Annotated in this window: 1 protein-coding gene; it reads left to right on the top strand. The window is 66.1% G+C overall.

Annotation, left to right across the window (positions count from 1 at the left end; genetic code table 11):
• A partial coding sequence (locus ACWEWT_RS38495) for an amino acid adenylation domain-containing protein (RefSeq protein WP_452565888.1) occupies positions 1-4,091 on the top strand: 4,091 nt, incomplete at both ends.

The following is a 4,091-nucleotide window of genomic DNA, read 5'->3' as shown; positions in this document are numbered from 1 at the left end:
TATGGTCCGACCGAGGCCGCTGTGTCGATCACGTATTGGCAGGCCACGGGTGATGAGACCGTGAGTGTGCCGATCGGTGTGCCGCAGTGGAATTCGCGCGTGTACGTGCTCGATTCGCGGCTGCAGCCCGTCGCTCCGGGTGTGGTGGGTGAGCTGTATCTCGCGGGTGATCAGCTGGCGCGCGGTTATGTGACGCGTCCGGATCTGAGCTCGGATCGGTTCGTGGCGAGTCCGTTCGATGCGGGTCGGCGGATGTACCGCACCGGTGACCTGGTGCGGTGGAGTCGTGTCGAGTCGATGGTCGACGGCCGTTCCGAGTTCGTTCCGGTGTTGGAGTATCTGGGTCGTACCGATTTCCAGGTGAAGTTCCGTGGTCAGCGGATCGAGCTGGGTGAAATCGAGTCGGCCGTGTTGGCGCAGCCGGTGGTGAGCCAGGCTGTGGTCACGGTGGCGGCTTCGGATCTGGGTGAGCAACTGGTGGCCTACGTGGTGCCGGCGCCCGGCGAAGAGGTTGTTTCCCCGCTGCTGCTGGATGCGCTGCGTGAGGTACTGCCGGTCTATATGGTTCCGGCCGCGGTGGTCGTACTGGACGCGTTCCCGTTGAACACCTCGGGCAAGCTGGATCGCAAAGCTCTGCCCGCGCCGGTATTCGAGACCCGGGAGTTCCGTGCCCCGTCGACGCCGATCGAGGAGATCGTCGCCGGAGTCTTCGCCGACGTGCTCGGTGTCGAGCGGGTCGGTGCCGACGACGACTTCTTCGCTCTCGGCGGTAATTCGCTGATCGCGACCCAGGTCGCGGCGCGTCTCGGCGCTGCGCTGGACAGTACGGTGCCGGTGCGGCTGTTGTTCGAGGCTGCCACGGTTTCCGCGTTGGCCGCGCGTATCCAGGAGCAGGCCGGTTCCGGTGCTCGTGCGGCACTGGTGCCGCAGCCGCGTCCGACGCGGGTGACCGCGTCGGGTGAGGTCGTGGACGCGGTGCCGTTGTCGCTGGCGCAGCAGCGGATGTGGTTCCTGAACCGGTTCGATCAGGGTTCCGCGGCGTACAACCTGCCGATGGCGATCCGGTTGTCGGGTGCGCTGGATGTGGAAGCGCTGCGGGCGGCGGTCGGGGATCTGGTGGCGCGGCACGAGGTGTTGCGGACGGTGTATCCGGAGACCGAATCGGGTCCGGTGCAGGTGGTGTTGCCGGTCGGGGACGCCGCGCCGCGTTTGCAGGTGCGTTCGGTGGCTGCCGGTGAGGTCGTGGCGGCGGTGGCGGAGTTGGCGTCGGCCGGTTTCGATGTGACGGCCGAGGTGCCGTTGCGGGTGGCGCTGCTGCGTGTCGAGGAGGCACCCGGTACCGATATCGACACTGCGACCGATGAGTTCGTGCTGGCGATGGTCATCCATCACATCGCCGGTGACGGTTCCTCGGTGGGCCCGCTGACCCGGGACGTGATGACCGCCTATGCCACCCGGTCGGCCGGAGAAATCCCGGGCTGGGCGCCGTTGCCGGTGCAGTACGCCGACTACAGCATCTGGCAGCGGGCCGTACTCGGCGATGAAGCCGATCCGGAATCACCCGCGGCGAAGCAGGTCGGGTACTGGCGGTCGATGCTGGCCGGGGTACCGGATCAGCTGGAACTGCCCACCGACCGGCCGCGTCCGGCCGTCCAGTCGTTCGCGGGCAGCCGTGTCCGTGTTTCCGTCGACGCCGAAACCCATGCCGGATTGGTGCGGGTCGCAAAACAGCAGAACGCGACCTTGTTCATGGTCGTGCATTCGGCACTCGCGGTGCTGTTGTCACGGTTGTCGAACAGCGACGACGTCACCGTGGGCACCCCGGTCGCCGGCCGTGGCGAAGCCGCCCTGGACAACCTGATCGGTATGTTCGTGAACACCCTGGTGTTCCGGACCGAACTGGATCGCGGGGAATCGTTCACCGGTCTGCTCCGGCGGCAGCGGGAAACCGATATCGCGGCGTTCGCGCATGCGGATGTGCCGTTCGAGCGGCTGGTGGAGGTACTCAATCCCGCGCGTTCGCAATCGCGGCATCCGTTGTTCCAGGTGGGGCTGACCTTCCAGAACTTGGCCGCGTCGGTTCTGGAACTGCCCGGTCTGACGGTCTCGGGCGTGGAATTCGATTCCGAGATCTCCCAGTTCGATCTGAACCTCATCCTCGGTGACACCTACGACGAATCGGGTGTCCCGCGGGGAGTCGACGGCTATCTGACCTACGCGACGGCGTTGTTCGACCGGGCCACGGTCGCGGGATTCGCCGACCGGTTCGCGCGGTTGCTGCGGGAGATCGTGGCCGCGCCGGAGACCGCGGTCGGCGATCTGGAAATCCTCGCGCCGGTGGAGCGCACCGAGGTGCTGGCGGAGTGGAACGCCACCGAACGCCCTGCCGCGGTGGGACTTCTGCTGGACGGGTTCGATGCCGCTGCTGCCGCTCACCCGGATCGGGTGGCGATTTCGTTCGAGGGGACGAGTCTGTCCTATGGCGAGTTCGCGGGTCGGGTGAATCAGTTGGCGCGGCACCTGATCGCGCAGGGTGTCGGCCCGGAGACACTGGTCGGGCTGCTGGTGTCGCGGTCGCTGGATCTGGTCGTCGGTATGTATGCGGTGGTGGCGGCCGGTGGTGCGTATGTGCCGCTGGACCCGGCGCATCCGGCCGAGCGGATCGGCTACATCCTGGACACGGCTTCACCGCTGTGTGTGCTGACCACGACGGCCGATTCGGCCGCGGTGCCGTCGGACACCGGTGTTCCGGTGCTGGCGTTGGACACTCTGGATGTGTCGGGGTATGCCGCGGCCGCGGTCGTCGACGTCGATCGGTCGGCGCCGCTGCGGCCCTCGAATACCGCGTATGTGATCTTCACATCGGGTTCGACCGGCCGTCCGAAGGGTGTGGCTGTCGCGCATTCGGCGATCGGTAATCAGGTCGCGTGGATGCTGGCGGAGTACCCGCTCGGCGAATCCGATGTGTACCTCCAGAAGACCGCGACGACCTTCGATGTGTCGCTGTGGGGTTATTTCCTGCCGTTGGCGGCGGGCGCGCATCTGGTGGTGGCCACCCCGGACGGTCACCGGGATACGGAGTACCTGGCTCGGATCATTGCCGAGCGGCAGGTGACGGTGACCGATTTCGTACCGTCGATGCTGAGCGTATTTGCCGCGCATACTGCCGCGGGCACGATCCCGAGTCTCGAGCACGTCTTCGTGATCGGTGAAGCCCTGCCCCCGGAAACGGTGACCGCGATGCACGCGATCTCCGATGCCGCGGTGCACAATCTCTATGGTCCGACCGAGGCCGCTGTGTCGATCACGTATTGGCAGGCCACGGGTGATGAGACCGTGAGTGTGCCGATCGGTGTGCCGCAGTGGAATTCACGCGTGTATGTGTTGGATTCGCGGTTGCGGCCGGTACCTGCCGGTGTGGTGGGTGAGTTGTATCTGGCGGGTGATCAGCTGGCGCGTGGTTATGTGACCCGTCCCGACCTGTCCGCGGACCGCTTCGTGGCGAGCCCGTTCGACAAGGGACAGCGGATGTATCGCACCGGTGACCTGGTGCGCTGGGTCCGGACCGATTCGCATGCTGATGCTCGGCCGGTGCTGGAGTATTTGGGTCGTACCGATTTCCAGGTGAAGTTCCGTGGTCAGCGGATCGAGCTGGGTGAGATCGAATCGGCCGTGTTGGCGCAGTCGGTGGTGAGCCAGGCTGTGGTGACGGTCGCTGCTTCGGATCTGGGTGAGCAGCTGGTGGCCTATGTGGTGCCTGCGCCCGGGGCAGAGGTTGTTTCCCCGCTGCTGCTGGATGCGCTGCGTGAGGTACTGCCGGTCTATATGGTTCCGGCCGCGGTGGTGGTCCTGGATGCGTTCCCGTTGAACACCTCGGGCAAATTGGATCGTAAGGCGTTGCCCGCGCCGGTATTCGAGACCCGGGAGTTCCGGTCTCCGTCGACGCCGATCGAGGAGATCGTCGCGGGAGTGTTCGCCGAGGTGCTCGGTGTCGAGCGGGTCGGCGCCGATGACGATTTCTTCGCGCTCGGTGGTAATTCGCTGATCGCGACCCAGGTCGCGGCGCGGTTGGCCGCTGCGCTGGATACGCA

It is taken from the genome of Nocardia sp. NPDC003963 (assembly GCF_053605105.1).
Note: the sequence above shows the minus strand (reverse complement) of the source record. Positions and strands in the feature narration are given on the sequence as shown.